Source organism: Bacillus sp. T-10(2022) (genome assembly GCF_056502895.1).
Genome location: NZ_CP113518.1, coordinates 2387975 through 2411453, shown reverse-complemented (window position 1 = coordinate 2411453; position 23479 = coordinate 2387975). Strand labels below are relative to the sequence as shown.

Here is a 23479-nt window from a genome sequence, read left to right as displayed (position 1 = left end):
TCCTATTGGAAAAATCCCCTTAACTTTTGAAAATAAACAAAAATTAAGATGCCAGAATGTTGATTACTTCGAATTTCATCATACCGATTTCCTCACTTCTTTATTGGGAATGAGGTAATAATGTAAATAAGTACGCATGAGGATGTTAGGTTTCAATATTTCAAGATTTTTTTGGAGAAAAAAATGCATCCCAACTTCTCCTCCCTTTCGAATTGCAAAACGGGTCCAGCAAAAAAAGTCATCTTTTAAAGACAGCATTGGATAAAGGGTAGAAAGGAAACGTCTTTATCATGTACTTTGTTTAATGAAACAAAAAAGAAAGCACTCTTTAGGAGTACTTTCAGTTTGCAGACAAAAGGGGGGCGGAATTAAAAAATTCCGAACCACTTTTAAACTTCCCTTTTAAAACAAAAAAGACTGTAGGCAAAAGGAGTTCTATCCAATTTTTTAAACATAGTTGATTGGAGCGGGTGTGCGAGACTCCTGCGGGAATATCGAGTCCAAGGGAGACCCCACAGGCGCAAGTGCGCCGAGGAGGCTCCCTGACCGCCCGCGGAAGGCGAGTGCCCTACGTTCCAATCAACGTCAAATTTGTACAAGCAAAAAAAACTGTAGACAAACTCGATTTCCATCGAGTTTGTCTACAGCCTGAAAGCACTCATTAAGAGTACTTTCTCATCGTTTGCGTTTTTTATCGAAGCAATTATATATCCAGCCATTTGTTCAGGGCCAAGGAAATCGAAACTTGCAATTCCTTCAATTGCCGTTCTTTTTGAAGGAAAAGCCGCTCAGCTTCCTTTAAGTCCACCCTTGAGAACTGTATGGATTCCCCTGGTTTAACCTGAGCGATACTTGGTAAATCTGCCGTAATCACCTGAGCTATCTTAGGATACCCCCCCGTTGTTTGGCTATCCGCAAGGAGAATGATTGGATTTCCATCAGGAGGAACCTGAACGGACCCATTTGTGACCGCTTCAGATAATAACTCCCCATTATCCTTTAATTTCAGTGTAGGGCCCGATAATCTATATCCCATGCGGTCGGATTGATTGGAAACTTTAAAGGCACCCGCTACAAAACTATCTTTACTGTAATCTGTGAAATATTCATATTGGCTTCCATCGATGAACCGGATGAGAGCTTTTCCTCCTGGCATGAACTCCTTCTCATTGACAAACCACTTTGGGAAGGAAAATGAACCTTTGAACGTCCGATCACCAAGATTTTTCGAAGGTTCATTAAACTCCAAGACATCGTCAGCCTTTAATGCCCTCCCCATATAGCCGCCAATCCCAGCCCTTAGATATGTGCTTTTACTGGCCATTACTTCAGGAATAGCAAAGCCTCCCGCTACAGTTAAGTAAGCCCTGCAACCTGATTTACACCCTGCAAATCGAAGCATCGATCCATTTTTCACAAGAATGGGCCTCCACATCGGTACAGCATGATTATCGATTGTAGGTGATAAGTTTCCACCCGTTATCGAAATCAGGCAATTTTTCTCGACTTTAATGGTCGGCCCCATTAATGTAATTTCCAAGGCCGCTTCTCCTTCTTCATTGCCAACCAGCATATTGGCAATTCGTAACGAATGTGCATCCATCGCCCCGCTTACAATCACCCCATGTTGCTGGAATCCTTTTCTTCCAAGATCCTGTATACTAGTCAATATTCCCGGTTTGATTACGCGCAGGCTCACTGTATCTCCTCCTTAGTAATCATTTCTTTATATTCTTGATCCGTAATCGGATGGAACTTCACAATGTCCCCTGCTTGTAATAGACTTGGAGGATTTACATTTGGTAAAAATAGTTTGGTTGGCGTTTGTCCGATCAATTGCCATCCACCAGGCGTTGATATAGGATATACACCCGTTTGCTTACCGGCGATCCCTACTGCCCCTGCCGGAATTGTCATTCGGGGAGAGGAACGCCTAGGTGTCGCGATGTTCCCTGACAGTCCGCCAAGAAACGGGAAACCCGGTGCGAACCCGATCATATAAGCCAAATATTCCCCGGTTGAATGAATATGAATGACTTCATCAGTGGTCAAATCATTATAGCGGGCAACATATTCCAAATCGGGTCCATATTCCTTCCCATAGCACACGGGAATGGTAACCGTTCGATGTATGAGTTTCTTATCTTCTTGTAAATCCTGTAATTTCATTTCCAAGATGGAACGGACCACATCAAAGGGAGAAATGGTTTCACTACCATTGCTTTTATTTTGATTCTTATAAATAACGAGTGGATCATAAAAAACCGTCAAATTGATATAAGCCGGTACACATTCTATAAACCCTGCAAAAGGTTCATTCTCCAGCAAATCCTTTAACAATTTTATTTTCTTGTGAACGCTGTATTCCATTCCATTCCCGAATGTTATCACGATTGCGGAATCGCCCAATGGAGAAAGTGTACATGCAGTTTTTTTCAAAAGCTTTTCCGGCATAGGAATCATCTCTTTCTGTACGTTATAAAACTCCTAATTTTTCATCACGAATGTCCGTTATGAACATATATCCAGGTGCATGCGTGATCATGATCTCCGGTTTAGTCTCCATAGCAATGGATTGAGGTGTCACACCACATGCCCAAAAGACAGGGACTTCCCCTTCACGAATCGTTACTGGATCACCAAAATCCGGTTGCTGAATGCTGGAAACACCGATCGCTTCAGGGTCACCAATATGGATCGGAGCGCCATGAACGGCAGGAAACCGCGATGTCACTTGAGCCGCCCTCACCACATCCTTTTGTGGAATCGGCCTCATGCTAGCCACCATTTTCCCATGAAAAATCCCTGCTTCAATACAAGGGATATCGGTTTTATACATTGGTACATTGCATCCCTCTTCAATATGACGAATCGATATATCATTATTCATTAAGGCGTGTTCGAATGTAAAACTGCACCCGATTAAAAATCCAACCATATCGTCTTCCCAGTAGTTTGAGATATCGGTTACTTCTTCCACTAATTCTCCATATTTATATACCCTATATTTAGGAATATCGGTGCGTATATCCCCCGTATTTGCTGCAAATGCGGGAATGGGTGAACCGATTTCCGTAACGTCCAGCAATGGACAGGATTTAGGGTTACGCTGACAGAACAATAAGAAATCAAAAGCATGCTCTTTTTTTAAGATGGCTAAGTTCGCTTGTGCATAACCGTTAGCCATGCCAGCGGTCGGTTTTATCAATTCGTTGTTTCGAATCATTGAACGCAACTTAGCCGGGGTAGCTTGAGAAAGGTCGATCATTAGTATTCATCTCCTATTAAGAACTGCAGCCAGTCACAAACTGGCACGCCACTTCCACCTTTATTAATTGGGTTTACATTGATTAATCATTAAAAAAGTGCGGGCAGTTGTTTCATTAATGTATATACGCCCATTAACGCCATGATGACTACCACGAATACACCGGAAATCGTTAACCATAAAGGATGCTTATAATCACCCACGATGTTTTTCCTATATGCGGCAATTAGCAATGTTCCAAGAGCAATTGGTAAGATGAGTCCATTAATGGCCCCAACTACAAGCAGTACTTTAACCGGTTGACCAATCAATAGAAAGCATATGGTCGATACGGCTATAAAGCCAATGATTATCCAGTTAGCCTTATTATTTATCTTTTCGCTGAAAGTTCTGATAAATGAAACCGAAGTATATGCAGCTCCTACAACCGATGTGATAGCTGCTGCCCACATGACAATACCGAAGATTTTATATCCTATATCACCCGCAGCGAGTTGAAAAACGGATGCTGCAGGGTTATCCGGATTAATTTGTAAACCTTTCGATACAACACCCAGTACTGCTAGAAATAACGCAACACGCATGACCGTCGTTATCAGGATCCCCATTACCGAGCTCTTCGTGACCTGTGGTAATGAGTCAACGCCCTTCACGCCTGCATCCAATAGACGATGGCCTCCCGCAAAAGTAATATAGCCGCCTACAGATCCACCCACTAATGTAACGATCGCGATAATGTCGATTTTATCAGGCACAAAGGTCTTCACTACCGCTTCCCCTACAGGAGGAGAGGTTGTCCAAGCAACGTAAATCATCAAACAAATCATGAAAAATCCGGCGATTTGCGTAAAACGGTCCATCGCTTTTCCTGCTTCTTTCACTACAAAAATCAGTACGGCGATGACTGCACTTATTGCCGCCCCGGCTGTTGGAGATATTCCCGTCATTGCATTAAGACCTAATCCAGCTCCTGCTATATTTCCAATATTAAATGCCAGCCCGCCCATGACGATCAGAGCTGCCAGTACATAACCCAGCCCAGGAAGGACCATGTTTGCAATTTCCTGACCGCGTTTTTCGGATACAGCAATAATGCGCCATACATTTGTTTGGGCAAATATATCAAGAATGACCGAAATAAGAATAACGAAACCGAAACTTGCCGCAAGACTTTGGGTATAGACGGTTGTTTGCATTAAAAAGCCAGGTCCTATTGCCGAAGTTGCCATTAGGAATGCCGCACCTAACAATAAAGTGCGGTTCGTTTTTGGCTTAGTCGGATTCTTTTTCTGTGCTGTTGTATTTTTGATTGGCTCCAATGGAATCTGCCTCCTGATTGTTTATTTTTTTCAAGTAAAGGACTTGACTGTTATTTCAGATAATTGTAATGATTCCTTAACATGCCGTGCAAAGGATAAAGCATGTACCCCGTCCCCGTGAATACAAATGGTATCTGCTTTTAAAGCCACATCTGAGCCTTGCTGAGACAGTACTTTCCCTTCCTTCACCATGCGAATGACTTGGGCAACGGCATCATCATCGTTTTCGATCAATGCGTCCTTTTCCAATCGGGAAGTCAATGAACCATCATGTTGGTAGGTTCGATCGGCAAATACTTCACTCCCGGTTTGCAATCCGATAGCCTGTCCGGCACGTATCAATTCACTGCCTGACAAACCAAATAAGATAAGCTCAGGATTCACTTTATATACCGCTTCGGCAATGGCCATGGATAACTCTTTGTTCTTTGCGGCCATATTGTATAAAGCCCCATGCGGTTTCACATGCTGCATACTTCCGCCTTCGGATTGCAGAAAGCCATTCAATGCACCAATTTGATAGACGACAATATCATAAGCTTCCTGTGGTGAAATATTCATATTGCGTCTGCCAAATCCTATTAAATCCTGTAAACCTGGGTGGGCTCCGATTTTGACATCTTTCCCTAAAGCAAGCTGAACCGTTTTTCTCATGACTGTCGGATCACCAGCGTGGAATCCACAAGCTACATTGACAGATGTTACATAATCCAAAATCTCTTGATCATTACCAATCCTATAAGCGCCAAAACTTTCTCCTAAATCACAATTCAAATCAACCGTGTTCATACTACCCTCTCCTTTATTAACGGAAATTTCAGTAAATAAAAATATGTAGTTACTCTTTCAATCACTCAAATGTGTTAGGTCCGAAATTCGGAATTAGAGTTTCATATTTCGGAATATTCTCATTCTAGCATATATTAATTATTTCGACAATATTTTGTTAGGTAACCTAACATTTACTGTTTAATGCTAAAAAGCCGTTGTTTCCTTTGAAAGGAAGCAACGGCAATGATTACAGCACTAAAATCAGGAGTATATTATGACAATGAATTTTTAAATCGATTAATAGAAAACAATGAAATATCTTCCTTGCTAGTTCCGGAGATAATCAAGTCACTCAATATTTCTCCCATGACACTGCTGAATTTAAAACCATGTCCAGAGAAACCTGCCGCTATGGCAATGTGTGGATAATAAGGATGTTTATCCACTATAAAATGCTCATCAGGGGTCATGGTGTAGATGCAAGTTTTCCCATATTTCAATTTTTGATCAGCAGGCATATATTTCCGCAAAAACTTCACCAAATCTCCCTCATCTTCATCCAATTCACCAAAACCTTCAATACAGCCATCAGGATTTATACGGGTTCCCCCATCATGTCTCCCTACTTTCATTCCAGAACCATTTATACTAGGAAAGCCATAGTATGTACCAACTGAAGTATCAAAAGAAAAAGCCGGAAAATCATTATGATTATATAATCTTTCATTTGCATGAAACCAGGCAAATGTTTTTCTGATGGGTTCCAGCGGCAGATTTAAATCTAACATCGCCAATATTTTCGGTGCCCACGCCCCAACTGCAACGACTAAAGATTCTGAGTGGAATGTCTGTTCATCCGTTTTAATCGTGACCCCATCCCCATGAACAACTATCTTCTTCACTTCACTGTTTACCCTGATGTCGGCACCATGAGATTTCGCAAGTTGCTGATACGCTCTTAAGCACTCTTCACTTTTCAATACGCCCGAAGTCGATTCAAAGCATCCAATGTAGTCTTCCGGCAGTTTTATTCCAGGCCATCTATCATGAATTTCATGGTAATCCAAGATTTTCATAGGTAACCCATATTCGTTTGAACCCGCTATCACTTGCTTAATGAAAGTGGAATTTTCGCTACCAGCATTCAGGACCCCCGTTGGAAGAAATAATTGTTTCCCCGAATTTCTTTCCAACTCACCCCATAGCTCTTGGGATTTAAGTGCCAAAGAAATATACTCCCTGCCTTCACCATAAGCATGTCTAATAATTCTTGTTTCCCCGTGATGGCTGCCCTTATTATGAGGAGGAGCAAAGGAATCCAATAATAATACTTTTTGTCCTTTTTTTGATAGATAATAACCTGAAGACATTCCCATAGATCCAGCTCCAATTACAATTACATCATAATGCATCTTTCATCCCTCCTCCTTTAAATATGATCCATCATTTTAAAAAAAGGAAGCCATTTTACCTTATTTAATAAAGTAAAACAGCTTCCACATAGTTTTAGAACTCTATTTCCCCGATTGACGTTTCAACGAACTTCACTATTTCCCCTTCATGAATTTGCCTATATATCGCTTCAATGTCAGGATGGAAAAAGCGGTCTTCTTCAACCATCGGGACTTCGCTCCGAACTAAATGATATACCCCCTCCGTAACCGGTGACGGTTTCAAGGGCAGATGAAAATCCATTGCTTGGGTTGCCGTCATCAGTTCAATGGCTAAAATATATTCAAGTTTCTTCGAAATCCGATAGGCTTTCTTCGCAGCGAAATAGGCAAAACTTATCACGTCTTCTTGATTTGCGCAGGTAGGGATATTATCTATTGTGGCTGGATGGGAGAGCACCCTGATTTCATTCAATAGCCCGGCGGCTGTATATTGCGGAATCATGTAGCCACTATTTAAACCCGGATTAACCACTAAGAAATTAGGTAATTCACTAAGGTGATGGTTTACAAGCCGATCTATTCTTCGTTCTGTTATTTTTGCTAAGTTTGCTAACGCGATGGAAATCGCATCCGAATAAATCCCAACAAATGAACCATCAAAATTTCCCGCCATCATGGCAATTCCATCTTCCTCTTCCGGAAAAATCAGAGGATTGTCACTTACAGAGTTCATTTCATTCTCGATCGAAACAGCAGCGTCCTTCAATACTCTTTTTATGGCTCCATGGACTTGTGGAATGCATCGTAAGCTAAGTGCATCTTGTAATCTATGTTCCTTGTAAGTTTCAATGATTTGGCTGCCTTCAAGAATCCTTGTAACATTTCTGGCTGTCTTAGCCTGTTCCTCATGTTTTTTCAATGCGTGGGGACGGGGATCAAATGCTTTTATTGTACCTTTTAGCACTTCTAAGGACATAGCTCCCGTAATGTCGGCGGTTTTCGCGGCTTGCATGCTATTGTATAAAGCCAGGACAGCCATCGCAGTAACGGAAGTAGTCCCGCTTATAAGTGCCAATCCTTCTTTAGCACCTAACGTAACAGGTGCTAAACCAGCTTTCTCTAAAGCTTCCCTGCCAGGTATGAGCTCATCCTGATACCATGCCTTTCCCTCACCAATCACCACTAAGGCCATGTGAGCTTCAGGTGAAAGATACCCCACTGACCCATCACCTGGAACATAGGGAAGTATATCGTGATTTAACAGTAAAGCGATAAGCTTTAAAACTTGTAAACGGACCCCTGAATATCCTTGGCCTAAATTCACGAGGATCATCAATTGAATGGCTCTTACGACTTCTTTTTCAAGAGTTTCCCCAACAGAAACGGCATGTGAACGAACAATATTCCGTTGAAGGGTTTCGGCGTCCTGTGGAGAAATCACCTCCGTCATATTACTGCCAAAACCTGTCGTTACACCGTAAATCAATCTATTATCATCTAAAAACTTGTCTATTAAGCTTCGTGATTTATCCACCCTTTCACAATATGCCTCAGTGAAAGTAACTTTTGCACCATATCTTGCAACCGCAATTACCTCTTCGATTGAGATGGCATCATCTCCTATTACAACCTCTTTAATATCCATAGGATGTAAACAATCGGTAGTTGTCATCCTTATACATCTCCTCTCATATGACTGATCAAGAAGGAGAAAAAAGTTTTGGTCCTTCTCATTTATTCGCTGGAAGTCAATCTTATGTTATTTTTTCATTTTCTGTAAAGGGAAGAGCGGTTCCCTTCGGAGAATTCTCCGCTTCTAGCAAAGGGTCACTTGCTTCATGTAATGAAAGATTCTTCGTTTCAGGTGCCCAGGCGATCGATACGATCAAGCCGACCAGCAGAATGGCTGCCATTCCTGCCATTGAGGCACTTAATCCAAATGAACTTAAAGAAACAGGCAGCAAAAATGTTCCAATTGCAGAACCAATCCGACTAATTGCCGTAACCATGCCTATTCCCGAGCCACGGATCTCAGTTGGAAAAAGCTCTGCCGGGTATACTAATGTAAGGTTCGATGCTGCTGACATGAAAAAAGTAAAGATCAAGAAGGCTACCAACATTAAGAATTGAGAACCATTGTGCAAGAAGCTGAGTGAAAACAATGAAACGGTAAGGATCGTGAAAGCCCCGATGGTAAATCCTCTACGAGAAAATTTTGCAAGCAGCCAAAGACCAACAATTGCCCCAACAAGCAAGAATAGATTTAACATTGTATCGGCAAAAAAGTTCTGTTCAAAACCCATTGTACTAAGTATGGAGGGCAGGAAAGTGTAAATTGCAAAGTACGGAATAACAAGAGTTAATTTGAATATTCCGCCAAAAGCCAAACGCTTACGAAGCCTTTTACTGAAAAGTCCACGAAATCCCAGAGTCTTTTGTTTTTCTGTGCCAGTCGTCGTTTCCCCCATTTCAACGTTCGATCCAAGGTGTTTTTTTACAATCTGGCGAGCTTCTTCGACTCGCCCCATGCTGACAAGCCATCTTGGTGATTCAGGCGTTCCTATTCTTAAGATTAAAACCACAATAGCCGGAATGGCAGCGCTGACAAGCATCCAACGCCATGAGTCTGAACCAGCCTGTCCCAGGTAATGACCAACAAAGTTTGATGCTACATATCCAAGCGTCCATACTACGTTTATAGACGCGAGGAGAGAGGAGCGATACTTTTTAGGTGAAAACTCGGCAAGCAAAGTCGTACCGACAGCGTAATCTCCTCCAAGTCCAAATCCAATCAGCAACCGTAAAATAAAAAGCTCTTCTGGACTGCTAACAAAAAATTGTAAAATAGTAGCTACCGTGATAAGTAAAAAGTTTACGAGAAAGATTTTCTGTCTGCCTACACGGTCAGAAAGTCTTCCAAGTATTAAAGATCCCGCAAACAGACCGATTAAAGCAGAGCTGCCGATCAGCCCTGTCCACATTGAATTCATATTCATTTGAGGACCGAAAACTGTCAGGGCCATCGCAATGATCCCTAGAGAATAGCCATCACAAAAGCTGGAACCGAATGTAAGTCCTGCAATTCGAAAATGAAACCTATTAAATGGGGCATCGTCAATAGTGAATTTTTGTTCGTTCAAAGAATCCCCTCCACTTTTTGCTTTATAAGATATATCGATTCAAAAAAACACTCTTCCTGTAAATCTCCAGTAGTGACCCTGAAATTGAATGAATCGATTAAGCTTAATACTATAAAAAAATTCAGCAAAGAATATTATGAAATAATACTCTTTTTATAAACTATATCAAATCATACTACCTTTTAAATTCTATTTAATATATGAAAATATAGTTTAAGATTCGATCAGTTGTATATCATTGAAATAAATGACTTCACTAAGTATTTTACAGCCTTCCATTACCTCGAATTTTTCCCTAGCTTACTTTTCTGTGGTAAACTCAAACATTTTTATGCCATTTTTCGAATGGATAGTGATTATCCACATAAAATTCCCTCCACATGGAAGAGTCATTTCCACGAATTCCTTAAAACACTTTCATTTAATTTCACTGTAAAGCAGTAAAGTGTATAACGCTGAAAATGGGTAGGATGATAGATCATCATCCTACTATTCAGCACCATTACATTTGTTGTATACTTCCAAAAGCCCATTCCATCCCCTGAATTTTTCAGCGGATGGAATGGGTAGACATTGATTGAGAATATTGATTTTTAAAGGCCCGTAAGGCTTTTGGAATCAGACTTCACTTTATCATTCACAACTTGAACACCGTTTTTCCATACAGTCTTAACATGGTTAACCCCAAATAAATATTGCAATTCCTGATAGTTTTCAACATTCCATAAAACGACATCCGCTTGTTTTCCTACTTCAAGCGAACCTACCTTTTCTTGTCTGTTGATTGCACAAGCAGCATTGTATGTTGCCGCCGTAAGCGCTTCAGCAGGGGTCAGCCGCATCGAGATGCATGCCAGGTTCATGACAAGCGGCATGGAAGTCGTCGGCGAGGATCCGGGATTGCAATCGGTCGAAATGGCAACAGCTACACCTTCATCAATCATTCGGCGTCCTGGGGCCGCATCTTCTCTTAAATACAAAGCTGTGGCTGGAAGCAAGCAGGCAATTGTTCCTGACTTAGCCATGGCTTGAATTCCCTCTTCGGAAGCCTTTAATAAATGCTCAGCTGATATAGCCCCTATTTTGGCAGCTAGTTCCGCTCCCCCGTATGGCTCAATTTCATCAGCATGAATTTTAGGGATCAAGCCGTACTTTTTCCCCGCCTTTAAAATCCGCTCTGATTGTTCAGGGGTAAAAACCCCTTTTTCACAAAACACATCATTGAATTCAGCAAGCTTTTCTTCAGAGACGATTGGAAGCATATCATTAATCAGATGATCGACAAATTCATCCTCACGACCTTTATAATCCTTTGGAACCGCATGGGCTCCCATAAAAGTAGGAACTAAATCAATCGGATGCTCTTCCTGTAACTTCTTCATCACCCGCAACTGCTTCAATTCGGTTTCCAAATTCATTCCATAACCGCTTTTACCTTCTACAGTAGTCACGCCATGAGCGAGAAACGAATCAAGGCGGCGCATGGTTTGTTCCATCAACTCTTCTTCACTTGCTTCCCTTGTCATGCGGGTGGTTGCATGAATGCCCCCACCTGCGTTCATGATGTCCATATATGTTGCACCTTCTAGACGCATTTCGAATTCACGCTCACGGCTTCCGCCATATACAACATGCGTATGGGGATCAACAAGGCCTGGTGTCACCAAATGGCCAGTAGCATCGAAAACTTCAGCTTCATGCATTCTATCAGCATAGAGTTTTTCCAATTCCTTGGTTGTACCGACAGCTTGAATCAACCCAGATTCGATCCATATACTTCCGTCCTCTATCAAACCAAGCTCCGACATTGCCTCTTTGGAACGCGGACCTTTCCTTTCAGATGTAAGGGTAGCAAGTTGAGCGGCATGTTTTATCCAAATTGGTTTTGTCATTATTTATCAATTCCTTTATCAAGCATCGGGATATTAATACCTCTTTCACGGGCTGTTTCCTCTGCCAGTTCATATCCTGCGTCAACATGACGCACTACACCCATCCCAGGGTCCGTTGTCAACACTCGCTCAATCCTGGCTGCTGCTTCTTCGGTGCCGTCAGCCAAAATTACCACGCCAGCATGCATTGAGTATCCCATTCCTACGCCACCGCCATGATGTACGGATACCCAAGTTGCGCCGCCCACTGCATTCACCATTGCATTTAAGATCGGCCAGTCAGCCACTACATCCGATCCATCCTTCATGGCTTCCGTTTCACGATTTGGAGAAGCGACAGAGCCTGAATCCAAATGGTCACGTCCAATTACTATCGGAGCCTTCAATTCACCGCTGGCAACCATATCATTAAGGATTTTACCAAAACGGGCGCGCTCCCCATAACCAAGCCAGCAAATGCGGGAAGGCAGACCTTGGAACTGAATTTTTTCTTGAGCCATTCTAATCCAGTTACATAAATGTTCATTATCCGCGAATTCGCGTAAAATGGCTTGGTCTGTTTTATAAATGTCTTCAGGATCACCAGATAAAGCGACCCAGCGGAATGGACCTTTTCCTTCACAAAATTGTGGACGGATATACGCTGGAACGAAGCCAGGGAAGTCAAAAGCATTCTCTACGCCTTCATCTTTCGCAACTTGACGGATGTTATTGCCATAATCGAACGTCACGGCTCCTTTTTCCATCATTTCAAGCATCGCGCTAACATGTTTGGCCATTGAAGCTTTAGAGAGTTTAATATACTCTTCTGGATTCGCATTTCGTAATTCTGCCGCCTCCGCCATTGACATACCTGAAGGTGTATATCCATTTAGCGGATCATGGGCGGAAGTCTGATCAGTCAAGACATCCGGAATGAAGTTCCTTGCGATCATTTCCGGAAGAATATCTGAAGCATTCCCAATCAAACCAATCGATAATGCTTTTCCTGCAAGTTTAGCTTCTTTGGCTAAACGAATGGCTTCATCCAAAGAATCCGTTTTCACATCGGTATAACGAGTCTCGATCCTCCGGTCAATTCTTGTCTCATCAACATCGATTCCGATACAGACCCCACCGTTCATCGTAACTGCCAGTGGCTGTGCCCCACCCATGCCGCCTAGACCTGCCGTAAGAGTGATGGTGCCTTTTAACGAGTTATTGAAATGTTGTTTTGCAAGCTCGGCAAATGTCTCGTATGTACCCTGTACGATTCCTTGAGAGCCAATATATATCCAGCTTCCAGCCGTCATTTGCCCATACATCATCAAGCCCTTTTTATCAAGTTCATGGAATGTTTCCCAGTTTGCATACGCCGGGACGATATTTGAATTGGCAATCAGGACCCGGGGTGCATCGGTATGCGTTTTAAAAATTGCCACCGGTTTCCCTGATTGGACCAGTAAAGTTTCATCATTTTCAAGCTCTTTTAGTGATTTGACGATTGCATCAAAGCATTCCCAGTTACGTGCTGCTTTCCCAATCCCTCCGTATACAACCAAATCTTCAGGACGTTCAGCGACTTCAGGATCCAAATTATTCATCAGCATTCTAAGCACTGACTCTTGTTGCCAGCCTTTCGTATGCAAATCAGTACCTCTATAACGTATAACCTTGTTTGTAATCGTATTCATTTTCACTTTCCCCCTTGGTTTGTTATATTTTCATTCTATAAGAAAAATTCAGAATAATTCATTATAATTTAATGATAATTTTATAATTTGTTTACACTTTTTGTAGTTATCTTTATTTTTTTATGAATAATTTCATGAATTACATTGTTATGAAATAAATAAAAAAAGACGATTCATTTATTGAATCGTCCTTTTTTATAATCCAGACCGATATGCTGATGGTGTACAAGCTTCAAGCAATTTGAATTTTGCATTAAAATAAGTTTGATGTGAATAGCCGGCCAATTGTGAGATTTCCTCCAATGATAAATCCGTTTCCTTTAATAAACGTTTAGCTTCCCTAATTCGAACTTGATGCAGCGTATTTCGAAAAGTCTCGCCGGATTCAGCCGCAAAACGTCGGCTGAGTGTGCTTTTATTGATACGCAGAGTCTCTGCACAACTTGCTAGATTCCACTGGGCGTCCCAATAGTTGGACTCGATCAGCTCTCTTGCCTTTTCACTAATTGTGCGCGCACCTTCCTGTAATTGTCCATGATCCTGCAGAAGCATATGGGTCGTGAACGCATGCAGCTCTTTTACTATTTGATGAATGACGGGTTTATGTACAATTTGTTGAAATACATCATAGTATATTGCTTCTAAAGAGGCAGTTTGCAAGTTGTATGATTTCATATGCCTACGAATCTGAGCAAGTACGCTTGTAAGGCGGATACGAACGATTTCCGGGTCGGGGTATGGTCGTTCAAAGGTAAGGAATTCACGCTCAATCCAGTTCCTGATGGCTTTCGCATCCCGTCGTTCGAGCATTTCTATCCAAAGTCTTTGTTCAAGAGGCGTGAGGAACGGATCCATCTCTTGATGCGAAGTTTGTTGACTTTCGGCTAAAATGATATCATATCCATCGAAAAAGATTTGTCTCGTAAATTCACGTGTTTGCTGATACATCCTTTTTAAAGACTCATCTGAAGATGCCGCTTTTATAATGATGGCAAGGGGCTCATCCATTCTTTCTTTCCAGTGGGCAAGAAACGCTTGGTACTCTTCCTTATAAACTTCAACTTCCTTTGTTTCCTGGACACATAAAATAAAATCCGATAAAGCGAAGATTTGATTCTTCCCAGTAAAAGAATATCGTTGCAGTTCATCATAAACTAATGGAAGGGTCTTGTTATCAGGTGTCAAAAAAGCGACCATGGTTATTCGACTTTCATGCCTCCGGTCCGTCAAGAAGAAATCAGGATACCCAATATCCAGAGCATTCCCATCATCCATGGTGTTTGATGAGAGAAGATTTGGACCATTTCTCAATTGAAAACGCAATTGTTGGATATGTTTTACCAAATCCGCCGAAGAAAAAGGACGGAATAATACATCTTCAGCACGGAAACGTAAAGCTCGATAAGCCGTCTGAAAAATTCGCTCAGATGAAATCCCTAACCATCGAATTCCCCTTCGCTTTAACGAAACACCCATCGCCTCACTTTCATCCGTCCAAATATCCATATCCAAAATAACGAATGCCGGTTGCTGATTGCGGATGCCCTTTTCAAATTCTTCAATCGTTTTCCATAAGATCAGTCTAACTCCCGTTAGGTGGGACTCGACTATCCAACGAATTCCTTGAGCCTCAATCTCATCTTTTGCCACCAAATGAATTTCCACATCATCACCTCATTTCTGCTGATATTCCTGTAATGAAAATAAATATGAAGTCAGCAATTGAAAAGACTTGTATCTCATCTCCATTCTAATCCCGCCGAAAACTACAAACAAGTCTTATTGGGCAGAACCTGCGATTAAGGTTAAATTTTTGACATGCTCAGCCGTTATTTTTATCTGCTCGGGAAGTAGCCATATGAAATTACAAAAAGAAACATCATAGGAACTTTGTGATTTCCAATGATGTTTCTTTTCTTTTAATCTTCAATACATTTAGAACCTTTATAATCGATTAATATTTACTTCAACTTCTTTTACGACGTTTTCCGCTGAAGCATCTGTCAATTTTAATGATAATAGGGTGATGACTCCTATTACAAGTAATCCAGATAAAATAAACATACCTTGAGTAAATGCAACAGTTCCGAGAATCATCGGTCCTACAAAACCTCCTAAAGCCGCAATTGAATTGACGATGGCTATTCCAACTGGTGCAGTGGACTCAGTGAAGAAAAATGTCATATAGGCAAAGAAACATCCACTGAAGCCGTATAAACCGAAAGATGTAATCGTTAACATAAGCACCATCATAAAAACACTATCTGAAAAGCCGCACCCGATAAATCCGACAACTGCTATCATGAGGCAAACGAGCAAATGTGATTTATGTGCATTGGTCCGATCTGAATTCCAGCCCACAAATATAACGGCAGGTATGCCGACTAACGATGGAATCATCGCTAACCAGCCTATTTCTAAATTGGTTGTTGCATTTTCCGATAAAGATTTAATGATGGTTGGCATCCAGAATGACAATCCATAGATAGATGTGTACCCCGCGAAATAAAATAGGGCCAGCTTCCAAATTTTCGCATCTTTCAGCATAGCAAGCTTTGTGACTTTATTTATTTTCGAGCTAACTTTTCTTTCCGCACTCAATTCCCCTTCTAACCAATCACTTTCTTCCTTAGATAACCATTTAGCGTTAGTCGGTCTATTAGTTAAATAGAAAACAACAATAACACCGATAATAATGGCCGGAATGCCTTCAAGGATGAACATCCATCTCCAGCCGGCCATACCAAACCAGGAAATATTGTCAAGTATCCACGTCGACACAGGCGCACCAATCAATCCGCCAATCGGTAAGGCTAAAAGCAGGGCCGCTGTTGCCCGTCCTCTCTCGCGGGCCCTGAACCAATAAGTTAAATACAAAATTATACCAGGAAAAAACCCAGCTTCGGCAACACCTAATAAAAAACGGAGAATATATAAATGCATCGTTGTTTGCGCAAAACCTGTTAATATTACCACGAGTCCCCACGAAATCATTATGCGGGCAATCCATATCCGAGCTCCCACTTTATGCATGATCATGTTGCTAGGAACTTCAAAGAAAAAATAGCCTATAAAAAAAATGCCGGAAAGCAATCCAAAAACTTCAGCGGATAAGGCTAATTCTGCATTCATTTGTAAAGCAGCATAGCCTAAATTGACCCTGTCCAAGTATGCAATGATATAAAGGAGCAAGATAAATGGAAGAATCCGTTTCATCGTTTTACTGATCGTTCTTTTCTCTATTTCACCACTGGAATGTTTCAAGAATATTCCCTCCCTTTTCTTGCTACTATTTCCCAAAAAATAATCCGTTTAACGCACATCACTTTTCCTGCTTCCCGATACTATGGTTCATTCCTAGGTCTTTAAGTTTATCCTGATACCCCCTCCTAATTCATCTACTTGAAAAACCTCCTAATTTAAACTGAACTAACCTCCCCCATACTTGATCTCAAAACTTTGTAAACGCTTTCTAAAAATGCTAAATGCGATTAAGAAAGCGTTGTGATTATTGATGATCTACGTTAGATTAAATAGACCACCAATCATTTAACTAGACTGTAGTCTGATATTAAACTATATAGGAATATTCTGTCAATTATCATTTGGAGGTTTTTTATGATCGAGCCTAGAAAGAAACAGCTTAGGGGAGAAAAGACTCGTGAAAAAATATTAAAAATAGCTTTAAAGCTATTTAGCGAAAAAGGTTATGATAAAGTCACCGTTGACGAAATCGTGAAAAAAAGCGGCACATCAAAAGGGTCATTTTACCAACACTTTTCAGCGAAATCGGATATTTTTTTAGTGAGATTCATAGAAGTCGATGATTACTATCGTGAAGTCTTCCGATCGTTCCCAGTCGATATGGACGCTACCGAGAAATTATTTATTTTCATACGCAAATTGATGCTTTTTCTGGAAGAAGAAATGGGCAAAGATTTAATGAAAGTGATTTACAGTTCTGCTTTAGATTCGAAAGAACATACTTACTTTTCAAATTCAAATCGCTCACTATTCCTAATTATTCGTTCATTAATTGAAGAGGCGAAAGAACAAAACGACATTGGCACTGACCAATCAGTTAACGAAATTTCACAACTTATCACCCAAAGCCTAATGGGAATCATCTATCATTGGGGATTAAACAACTCTGAACAAAGCTTGGAATCACTATCCATACCGCTAACCAAAACAATCATTAACGGGCTGAAAACCAAGAACTAATACTTAAATCAAAAGATTCATTTTCAAAAATTCTGACATTAATTCAATATTAACCCCAATCTCACTGAATGGTCAGGGTAACTCCATTAATCTATAAAGTTCATACTTTTTCATTATTTTCAATTGAGTGTCAGACATATTAAATGAGGAGTCGAAAGCCAGATATCATGAAACGATTTTTATTTATCATCCTATATGCACTATTATTTGGATTATCGCTGCAGGCTTTTAATTTCAAGCTTGACCACCCTATTGCCAAAGATATCAGCCGGCTGATGCCGGTTAAAATGAAAACGATTAAGGCGGAAGATAGTGAAGAAGAAATCAAAAAGGTCGTTTTGGATGCCGAAAAAAACGATGATCCCATTTCAATTGCCGGAATGCAGCATAGCCAAGGAGGGCAGACATTATATCCAAATGGGATCCTGCTCGATATGAAGCACTATGATAAGATACTTGAATTGGATGTAAAAGAAAAACGCATCACGGTCCAAAGCGGAGCAACCTGGGCTGCTCTCCAGGAATATATCAACCCATATGGACTTGCACTGAAGGTCAGTCAATCTCAAAACATTTTCACCATCGGCGGTTCTTTGAGCGTTAATGTCCATGGACGCGATATCCGTCATCATGCCTTGATAGAAACCGTGGAATCTTTTAGATTGCTTAACGCAAAAGGACAAATCCTAACAGTGAGCCGCGAAGAAAATTCGGAGCTCTTCCATTCGGTTATTGGCGGGTATGGTTTGTTTGGCGTAATACTCGATGTAACACTCCACCTTACCGATGACGAACTTTATAACATTAAAACTAAATCACTCCATTATGATGAATATACGTCGTACTTTAAAAGAGAAGTTCTCCAAAACGATGATGTTAAAATGCACCTTGCAAGAATATCGGTTGCTCCTGGCTCCTATTTGGATGAAATGTATGTAACGGATTATTATAAGGCAAATGACCAAACACAGCTACCTGACTACAATACTCTCAAACGGGAAACGATCATTGCTGTGCCTAAATTCTTTCTTGGCCTATCACGTTTTAATGACTGGGGTAAAAAAAGATTTTGGGAAACTCAAAAAACCTACACGGCCAATATTGATGGCAACTTGGTTTCGAGGAATAATGTGATGCGGTCGGACTCAGCCTTTATGGATTACAGCAACCCCACCAAAACTGAAGTACTGCAAGAATACTTCGTTCCGATTGATCAATTTGCTGATTATATCGATGATTTAAGAAATACCTTATCTGATGAGAAAGATTTCAATTTATTAAATATTACAATTCGTTATGTGGAACATAATGATGAATCACTCATGTCCTATGCCAAGGATGATATGTTCGCTCTTGTAATGCTCATCAATCAAGGGACAGATAACGATAGTAAGGAAAATACGGGAAGGGTCATCCGTAATATGATTGATGTGACGCTTGACCATAACGGCAGCTACTATCTGCCCTATTATGGGTATCCAACCAAGACACAATTATTTGAAGCGTATCCGCGTACTGAGGAATTCTTTCGATTAAAAAAGAAATATGATTCTGATAATCGCTTCATGAATCTTTTCTATGAGGAGTATCATCCATGAATTATAAACGTTTTGTTTTTTACCAAGGCACTGTTGGAATGGCTGCCAGCATGATTTTCCCTTTTTATATTTTGCTAATCAAAAATGTAGGTACAAGTTATTCGCAATTCGGGTGGGCATATGGAATATTTTCATTGACTGCAGCACTTAGTTATCCTTTAATCGGAAAATTCACTGACAAAGCCGGTGACAAAGCATTTCTCCTTATCTATTCATGGGGGATGGCACTTATCCTTCTTGCCTTTCCCCTCGCATATGAAATTTGGCATGTCTATCTCCTGCAAATCATTATGGGGGTACTTGGGGCAGTGCAAAAAAACACTGAAAAAACGGTACTGGCAAGATATGTTACGAAGAAAACAGCGGGAGAGGAAATTGGAAACTACCATGTTTGGACATCCATCGGTGCTGCGGCTGCGGTGATTGCAACCGGATATTTAGTCGACTTTTTAACGATCGGCAGCATCTTTTACATTGCCTCCTTAATGTTTGCCTGGAGTGGATTTATTATAATGAAGATTGAGAAAAATACTTCACTATCTAATGCAGAAAAAATAAAAATATAAGCATTTATTACTGGTTAGCGCCAATAAATCGTTACCCCTTTTAGTAGAAGAAGCATCTGCATTAACCTCAGCAGATGCTTCTTCTACTATATAAATCATTTACGGATCAAAAAACAAAAAATGATCTTACAAAGATATAATAAACCTGCTCCCCTTTTCTCAATTTGGTTTCGTTAAATATACGAGTTCTGAAATTACTGCGTTTATTAGTACAATTAAAGATAACGGACCAGAGCACATATAATAAAATACTACTTTCTTATCAACTTGGTTATTATTTTTCCGTCTAAAAAAACTAATGACATCATAACTATTCCCATTCCAATCAACTGATGAATAGACAACGCTTCATGTAAAAATAAAAAGCCTAAAATCATTCCGATGACAGGCACTATATAATTACTATATGAAGTAAATAATGCGCCTTCTTGCCGAATCAGCCTATTAAATAAGGCATAAACAACACCTGCATGGAAAATGCCTAAAATCGCTAAGTAGATTGATTGAGATCGTGCTAAATCCAATTCGAAAGATTGCTCAAACAAAAGGGACATGGGTATGAGCAATGCACTGGCAATCAGTAATACATTTCTCATATGAATAACGGAAGATCCCTCGTTTAATTTCTCCATTAAAATCAATGATAATCCAAAACTCATGGCAGCCAATATCAATAGGATGTTCCCCTGAATACTGTTGAAAAGGCCTTGTATTCCTTGTGTTGGCCAGGAAAGGAAGACAATGCCTGCAAATCCGAATAGGATACTTGTAATCTCCGGCCTTGTGCTTTTTCTTTTGAAAAATGCTAGTAAAAAGAGGATGGTAAAGACGGGAACCATTCCAATCAGCACCGCTGCGATACTGCTAGGCACCGATTTCTGGCCTTGTGCAATAAACACGAATGGCAGTACAACCTCGAAAAAAGCAATGATTATATACCATTTATAATAACTCCTGGGTACTCTTCGCTCTTCTTTTGATAAAAAAAAACCAAAGAAGAGTAAACAGATACCGCCGATACATGCTTTGATGGCTGACAATGTAATAACCCCAACATTTTCTATGACTAATGCAATAAAGAAGAATTGAGATCCCCATATACCACTAATCAAGAGTAGCAACAAATATTTATTCATTCACTTTACCTCCCTTTTCAGCAATGGATCGGCAACATTCTTACGGATATGTTTTGACCGATTTCCACCAAAATAGTTCGTGCCGATTACCCCAGCAAGAATAATCATTGCACCTATAACGTGATAATAATGAATAAATTCATGTAAGAAAATCACCCCTGCCATGATCGTAATCAATGTCGCTAAATTACTAAAAACGCTCATTTTAGATGCTGGTAATATGGATAATGCATAGTTTGATAAAAAAGCAGTAAGCAGTGACGATAATGCACCAAGATATAAGATTAAAAGGAGAAATGCACTACTTGTGAAGGGTAATAAAAAGCTACTAAAAGATTGGTTAATTACATGGTTGATGATGGCCATACTATTAAAAGCCACAAAACCAAAGAACGTCATCACATAAGTTAACGTAAATAGTGAATATTGCTTTGTTACCTTCCTCGCCACCACATTATAGAGAGCGGCAGCAATCGAGGATAATAAGATCAGGATCGTTCCTTTCAAACTGTGAGCCGCAATTTGCAAGTCATTCATGACAAAGATAAAGATAACCCCCATCACAGATAAATAAAGAAAAAATTTCTGACCTCTACCAGCGTATTCTTTCAAAAATAATGAAGCTGATAATAACGTAAAAATTGGTATGGTCGCTTGGATAATACCCGCTTCTGAAGATGAGGTATACAAGAGGCCAAACACTTGAAATGTAAAGAATAAAATTGGATAAAGGAACACCAACGGAAGAATTTTCAAAGTATCCTTTGCACTTATTTTCACTGATGTCCTCCTATATAGCTTAAAAATTATGGCGATCAAAAAAGCCATCGTAAATCGATGTGCCAATGTATCTAACGGACTAGCTTCCATTAATGATATTTTTGTAAAGATAAATGAAAATCCAATAATAATGGCATATAGTATCGCCGCAAAATAGGCTTTTTTATTTTCTGGCATATTTAGTAACTCCTCCTTTTCAACACCCGGCCGGTTGTTAGTATCGTATTAAAAGTTCCACTACGATACAATACAAATAAGAAGCATCTGTAACGGTACAGTTTTAGGAGGTATTCATGCTAAAATACATAGCCTTGTTTAATGAATTTGAATCTCTCATCCAGAATGGACGGCTCAAAGCGGGCTTTAAACTCCCATCTATTCGTCAATTAAGCGATCAACATCAATGTAGTAAAAGTACAGTCTTGAAAGCACTGCAAGAATTGGAAAAGAGGCACTTAATCTACGCGGTTCCTAAAAGTGGATATTATGTCGTTCAAAAAGAATTTGATGGTAAAAGCGAACCAACAGCGGACATCGACTTTGTTACCTCCGCTCCCGCTTGGCATCAATTTCCGTATCATGACTTTCAACATTGCATCAACAAAGCCATCGATACCTATCAGCAAGAATTGTTTATCTATGGCACTCCAAAAGGACTTCCCTCTTTAATTAAAGTGATACAAAAACAATTAGAGCAGTATCAGGTTTTCGCAAAAGAAGAACAGATTTTCATCACTTCTGGCGTGCAGCAAGCACTTTCCTTATTAACGTTCATCCCCTTTCCAAATGAACGTACCGATATACTTGTTGAGCAGCCTAGTTATCATCTATTTGTGGAGCAATTGAAAGCGTACAAGATTTCCGTGCTAGGAATCCAACGAACAGCAGAAGGTATTGATTTAGGGGAATTAGAACGGATATTTAGTGATCAGAAAATTAAATTCTTTTATACGATGCCTCGTTTTCATAATCCGTTAGGGACTTCTTACTCTAAAATGGAAAGAGAGGATATACTAAAACTTGCAGTAAAGTATGGTGTCTATATTGTAGAAGATGATTATTTAGCAGATTTCGAAGAAAATATGAAGGTAGACCCTATTTTTTCCGGGGATACCCATAACATGGTCATTTATTTAAAAAGCTTCTCTAAAATAATGTTTCCAGGATTACGCATAGGTGTTGCCGTATTGCCTAAACCATTAGCGGACAGCTTCCAACTATATAAAAGAACAGCTGATATTGATAGTTCCATGATTTCACAAGCAGCCTTGGAAATCTACATAAAAAGCGGTATGTTTGAACGCCATAGAAACAAGGTGCGTCTCTCCTATTTAGAGCGTGCAAACTTGCTATATGATGCTCTAGAAAAGCACTCTACCCTAGGCTTTTTTCGCCCAGCATCCATATGTATGAACGCACATATCGTACTGCCTCGTCGTTTAAATAGTACTCACCTCATCAATAACTTACAGAATCAACAAGTACTGGTAGAGACGATGGGTCAAAATTATATAGATGGCTTTCACCAGGACAAAATATTAAAATTAAACGTGTCCAATACAAATATACAAAAACTTGACCAAGGAATAGCTCTCATTTTTAAAGAATTGAATAACAAGCAGAACTATTACTTATAAAGCTTTTACATAAGGTATAGTCACTTTCCACACAGGGCAATAAACTAAAAAGAGCCAATTAGAATTGGCTCTTTACAAGGT

General features: G+C 40.1%; 18 protein-coding genes. 4 read left to right on the top strand and 14 right to left on the bottom strand.

Going from position 1 to position 23479, the window contains the following annotated elements; genetic code table 11:
• Nucleotides 1-703: 703 nt before the first annotated feature.
• The 12 genes from OSJ91_RS11760 to OSJ91_RS11705 all read right to left on the bottom strand — a co-directional run bounded on the left by OSJ91_RS11760 (nucleotide 704) and on the right by OSJ91_RS11705 (nucleotide 16721).
• Complete coding sequence (locus OSJ91_RS11760) at nucleotides 704-1699, bottom strand: 5-oxoprolinase subunit C family protein (RefSeq protein WP_485891641.1); 996 nt, start codon at nucleotides 1697-1699, stop codon at nucleotides 704-706.
• On the bottom strand, nucleotides 1696-2454 hold the full coding sequence (pxpB, locus tag OSJ91_RS11755) for a 5-oxoprolinase subunit PxpB (protein ID WP_485891640.1): 759 nt from the start codon (nucleotides 2452-2454) through the stop codon (nucleotides 1696-1698). The genes OSJ91_RS11760 and pxpB overlap by 4 nt, the downstream gene beginning before the upstream one ends.
• Before the next feature lie 22 nt (nucleotides 2455-2476).
• Complete coding sequence (locus OSJ91_RS11750; protein WP_485891639.1) at nucleotides 2477-3268, bottom strand: putative hydro-lyase; 792 nt, start codon at nucleotides 3266-3268, stop codon at nucleotides 2477-2479.
• 89 nt (nucleotides 3269-3357) lie between these two features.
• Nucleotides 3358-4497: an NRAMP family divalent metal transporter gene (locus OSJ91_RS11745; protein WP_350302852.1), complete on the bottom strand. Its 1140-nt coding sequence runs from the start codon at nucleotides 4495-4497 to the stop codon at nucleotides 3358-3360.
• Between the two features lie 120 nt (nucleotides 4498-4617).
• Entirely contained in the window at nucleotides 4618-5376 is a 759-nt protein-coding gene (gene pxpA / locus OSJ91_RS11740; protein ID WP_350302370.1) for a 5-oxoprolinase subunit PxpA, read from the bottom strand.
• Nucleotides 5377-5630: 254 nt separating this feature from the next.
• The gene (gene solA / locus OSJ91_RS11735; RefSeq protein ID WP_485891638.1) at nucleotides 5631-6770 is read right to left on the bottom strand and encodes an N-methyl-L-tryptophan oxidase; all 1140 of its coding nucleotides are present in this window, start codon (nucleotides 6768-6770) and stop codon (nucleotides 5631-5633) included.
• A 94-nt stretch (nucleotides 6771-6864) separates the two neighbouring features.
• Nucleotides 6865-8424 (bottom strand): histidine ammonia-lyase, encoded by a 1560-nt coding sequence (hutH, locus tag OSJ91_RS11730; RefSeq protein ID WP_485891637.1) that lies wholly within the window; start codon nucleotides 8422-8424, stop codon nucleotides 6865-6867.
• An 82-nt stretch (nucleotides 8425-8506) separates the two neighbouring features.
• Nucleotides 8507-9892: an MFS transporter gene (locus OSJ91_RS11725; protein ID WP_485891636.1), complete on the bottom strand. Its 1386-nt coding sequence runs from the start codon at nucleotides 9890-9892 to the stop codon at nucleotides 8507-8509.
• Between the two features lie 593 nt (nucleotides 9893-10485).
• Nucleotides 10486-11784 (bottom strand): imidazolonepropionase, encoded by a 1299-nt coding sequence (gene hutI / locus OSJ91_RS11720; protein WP_485891635.1) that lies wholly within the window; start codon nucleotides 11782-11784, stop codon nucleotides 10486-10488.
• Nucleotides 11784-13457 carry a urocanate hydratase gene (gene hutU / locus OSJ91_RS11715; RefSeq protein ID WP_485891634.1) on the bottom strand — a complete coding sequence of 558 codons (1674 nt, stop codon included), beginning with the start codon at nucleotides 13455-13457 and terminating at the stop codon, nucleotides 11784-11786. Before hutU ends, hutI begins: the two co-directional genes overlap by 1 nt.
• Nucleotides 13458-13652: 195 nt before the next feature.
• Nucleotides 13653-15122 (bottom strand): helix-turn-helix domain-containing protein, encoded by a 1470-nt coding sequence (locus OSJ91_RS11710; RefSeq protein ID WP_485891633.1) that lies wholly within the window; start codon nucleotides 15120-15122, stop codon nucleotides 13653-13655.
• 279 nt (nucleotides 15123-15401) lie between these two features.
• Nucleotides 15402-16721: an MFS transporter gene (locus OSJ91_RS11705; RefSeq protein ID WP_485891632.1), complete on the bottom strand. Its 1320-nt coding sequence runs from the start codon at nucleotides 16719-16721 to the stop codon at nucleotides 15402-15404.
• Nucleotides 16722-17075: 354 nt separating this feature from the next.
• On the opposite strand from OSJ91_RS11705, the gene OSJ91_RS11700 reads away from it, so the two are divergent.
• The 3 genes from OSJ91_RS11700 (at nucleotide 17076) to OSJ91_RS11690 (ending at nucleotide 19845) form a co-directional block, all read left to right on the top strand.
• Nucleotides 17076-17681 (top strand): TetR/AcrR family transcriptional regulator, encoded by a 606-nt coding sequence (locus tag OSJ91_RS11700; protein ID WP_485891631.1) that lies wholly within the window; start codon nucleotides 17076-17078, stop codon nucleotides 17679-17681.
• A 167-nt stretch (nucleotides 17682-17848) separates the two neighbouring features.
• Nucleotides 17849-19279, top strand: coding sequence for an FAD-binding oxidoreductase (locus OSJ91_RS11695; protein WP_485891629.1), 1431 nt, complete (start codon nucleotides 17849-17851; stop codon nucleotides 19277-19279).
• On the top strand, nucleotides 19276-19845 hold the full coding sequence (locus tag OSJ91_RS11690) for an MFS transporter (protein ID WP_350302360.1): 570 nt from the start codon (nucleotides 19276-19278) through the stop codon (nucleotides 19843-19845). Before OSJ91_RS11695 ends, OSJ91_RS11690 begins: the two co-directional genes overlap by 4 nt.
• A 251-nt stretch (nucleotides 19846-20096) precedes the next feature.
• On the opposite strand, the gene OSJ91_RS11685 is transcribed toward OSJ91_RS11690, so the two are convergent.
• Nucleotides 20097-20981 (bottom strand): DMT family transporter, encoded by an 885-nt coding sequence (locus OSJ91_RS11685; protein WP_485891628.1) that lies wholly within the window; start codon nucleotides 20979-20981, stop codon nucleotides 20097-20099.
• On the bottom strand, nucleotides 20982-21938 hold the full coding sequence (locus OSJ91_RS11680; protein ID WP_485891627.1) for a DMT family transporter: 957 nt from the start codon (nucleotides 21936-21938) through the stop codon (nucleotides 20982-20984).
• 116 nt (nucleotides 21939-22054) lie between these two features.
• Between OSJ91_RS11680 and OSJ91_RS11675 the strand changes: the two genes are divergently transcribed.
• Entirely contained in the window at nucleotides 22055-23398 is a 1344-nt protein-coding gene (locus OSJ91_RS11675) for an aminotransferase-like domain-containing protein (protein WP_485891626.1), read from the top strand.
• Nucleotides 23399-23479 lie beyond the last annotated feature (81 nt).